Annotated in this window: 3 protein-coding genes and 1 pseudogene; 2 read left to right on the forward strand and 2 right to left on the reverse strand. The window is 66.7% G+C overall.

The window, feature by feature from the left end; translation table 11 throughout:
- Positions 1 to 265, forward strand: a pseudogene (locus AC5592_RS34305) (acetaldehyde dehydrogenase (acetylating)); the annotation flags it as partial.
- A 47-nt stretch (positions 266 to 312) separates the two neighbouring features.
- Here AC5592_RS34305 and AC5592_RS34310 read toward each other — a convergent pair.
- Positions 313 to 1,353, reverse strand: a complete 1,041-nt coding sequence (locus AC5592_RS34310; protein ID WP_269750236.1) for an amidohydrolase family protein — start codon at positions 1,351 to 1,353, stop codon at positions 313 to 315.
- Between the two features lie 248 nt (positions 1,354 to 1,601).
- Between AC5592_RS34310 and AC5592_RS34315 the strand changes: the two genes are divergently transcribed.
- Positions 1,602 to 2,429: a 1-acyl-sn-glycerol-3-phosphate acyltransferase gene (locus AC5592_RS34315; protein ID WP_063920450.1), complete on the forward strand. Its 828-nt coding sequence runs from the start codon at positions 1,602 to 1,604 to the stop codon at positions 2,427 to 2,429.
- Here AC5592_RS34315 and AC5592_RS34320 read toward each other — a convergent pair.
- Positions 2,408 to 2,723: SDR family oxidoreductase (locus AC5592_RS34320; RefSeq protein WP_157122445.1), on the reverse strand; the 316-nt coding region annotated here is incomplete at its 5' end. The two genes, AC5592_RS34315 and AC5592_RS34320, sit on opposite strands and share 22 nt — an antisense overlap.

Consider the following 2,723-nt stretch of genomic DNA (forward strand, 5'->3'; position numbering starts at 1 on the left):
GGTCGAGTCCATGATCGCCGACGTCGCTGCCTACATTCCGGGCTACCGACTGAAGCAGCCTGTGCATATCACCGCGGTATCGCCGGACGCTTCGCCGCACCCGCCGGCCGGCGGTGCTGCGGTCACCCATCAGGTTTCGGTGTCCCTGGAGGTGCAGCGCGCAACTCGTGCCGCGAGTCTGGACCTCGTGACTTCGGCGGCGCTACGTGTCGCCGAGCGTATCGCCGCCACCGCCACCGCCAAAGCCTCGGAGAGCGTGAAGTGACGGTCCGCCGATAGGGTCGTCGTGGTCGCGTCGCGAGCGGAAAGTGCTCAGCGTTTGCTCGCCGCGCGCGCGACTACTCGAAAGGCTTGCTTGCGCAGCTGCCGCCGGACGCGAACGGAACGCGGCGGCGCGGGGATCTCCGGAGCCGATGCCCCGAATCGGGGAAACAACGCGGCCGCGTTGCCGCGTTCGATCCTATGTCTGGCTGCGTCATCCAGACCGCGGTAGGTATCGAGACCGGCGTTGAAATAGTGCACCGCCGGTTCGGGTGCGAACGGCCAATCGCTGCCGTAGAGCACATGTCCGGGCTCGGCGAACGCGAGCAGGGACGGCAGTGCGGCGGCACTGGCCGACAGAGCGGTGTCGAAGTAGAAGCTCGCGAAGTCGTCGAGCACATCGAGCGGACTGGCGCCGGTCTGATCGAAGATGCTGACCGCCATCCGGTGCGCGGCGTAGGGAATGAATCCACCGGCATGGCTGAGTACGAACCGAATCCGTGGATAGCGGCGACGGATTCCGTTGCGCACCAACAGATATGCTGCCCGGGTCGTGTCGAGTAGGAAGTCCGCTGCGAAGGGCGGGATACCGGGAACCGGATCGGCTGTCAGGTCCGCGGGATGCACGAAGACGATCGCCGAGCGCTGATCGAGCACTCGGAACAGGTCGTCTTGACCGTCGGCGCCGAGATAGGTGCCCCGGGCATTCGCCAACAACACCACTCCGTCGGCGCCGAGTGTGTCCAGGGCGCGTTCCGCCTCGGCGGCCGCGGCCTGCACGTCGGGCATCGGCAGTGTCGCGAAGAATCCGAAACGGCCCGGATGGGCGGCGGCAAGCGCCGCGGAGTAGTCATTGAGGTCGCGGGCCAGCTCTGCCGCCGCGCGAGCGTCGGTCAGGAAGGCGGTGCCGGGTGTGGAGACCGACAGCACGGCCCCGGCGATCCCCGCCCCCGTCATCATCCGAAGAGCCTCTTCCGGGCTCCACTGCGGTAGCTCCCGGCCGCCGGCCGCGCTGATGCCGTGCGATGCCAGCACTTCCCGGTACAGCGGTGGGATCAGATGGTGATGGACGTCTATGCGGTCATTCGACAATATGGTTCCTTCGTCGGCTGTGATTCGCCGGACGGCTACCGGAGCGCCTGATCGGAGTTCGACGCTACGAGGCTGTCAACACAATGACGCGAGACACAATGTTGACGACTTGATCATTCCGTGTCCGGCGACCCTCATACTGTATCTGAGGATTTCATCATAAATGAGCGGAAGGTGACATGACAAGCGCGGACGGGAAGAGTGGTTCCGGTCGGGGTGGCCGGGGTGCGGAGTCGTCGCACGTCCATATGCGCGATAACCGAGAGACGCAGACCAGCTGGGCGCGCCTGGCGGGCCGCGTCGGCGCGGAGCTGATCCGGATCTACAATCGTCATGAGATCGCCACGGCGCCACTGCCTTCCGGGCCGGTGTTGTTCGTCGCGAACCACGGATTCGGTGGCGTTTTCGACCTGAATGTGCTCGCTTTCGGCGCAGCGTATGAGCATACGGGCGATTCGCGCGGCGTTGTCACCTTGACGCATCAAATGGCGTGGACCCTCGGAATCGGACGTCTGCTCGAACCGTTCGGCGCGCGCCCGGCCGGTCGGCAAGCGGCGCTCGACGCATTGGCCGCCGGCGATCACGTTCTGGTGTTTCCCGGCGGCGACGTCGACGCGTTCAAACCGTGGGCACAACGCAACGACATCGTTTTCGCGGGTCGGTACGGCTTCGCGCGGGTCGCCATGGACGCCGGGGTACCGGTGGTTCCGGTGGTTACCTCCGGGGGCGCCGAATCGGCGATCGTGCTCGACGACGGCACACTCCTCGCTCGCGCGCTGAAGCTCGACCGCGTGCTGCGCTTGAAGTGTCTACCGGTCACGGTCTCCGTGCCGTGGGGACTGACGATCGCGACCGCGGGTCTGCTGCCCTATCTGCCGTTGCCGACCAAACTGCGCACGACCGTGCTTCCGGCGATGCGGCCGCAACCGGGCGACGACCACGAGGCCTTCGCCCGGCGGATCGAACCGTCATGCAGGACGAGCTCAGCAGGAAGACCCGCCATCGCCGGCCGATCGTGGGCTGACGAGGCGCGGACCGGTCGATACGAGCGGGCTCACGCCAGGCCGGTGAGCTGATCGCAGACCGAGCGCAGCTGCTGGGCGACCGACGCATTCCGGGCGAGTTCGGAGGGCTGCCGGATTCGGTTGTCCTCGCAGTACTCACCGGTGATGGTGGCGACGGCTGGATCCGCGGCCAGATAGGCCACCCGCCGCCCGCCCTCCTCCGGCGAAACCATCACGGCACGTTTGAGCACCGACAGCAGTGGACGCGCGATAGCAGGGGCGCGATTCCAGATGTCGGTGGCGACTACGCCCGGATGCAACGCGTTGACGGTAACGCCGGTGCCCGCCAATTCCGCGGCCAGGCTA

Origin of the sequence: Nocardia violaceofusca NBRC 14427 (assembly GCF_963869435.1) — a bacterium.
GTDB lineage: Bacteria > Actinomycetota > Actinomycetes > Mycobacteriales > Mycobacteriaceae > Nocardia > Nocardia aobensis.

Bases quoted from the DNA above. Each gene is read 5' to 3' on its own strand.
- AC5592_RS34315 (WP_063920450.1), top strand. From the start codon at position 1,602: ATGCGCGATAACCGAGAGACGCAGACCAGCTGGGCGCGCCTGGCGGGC.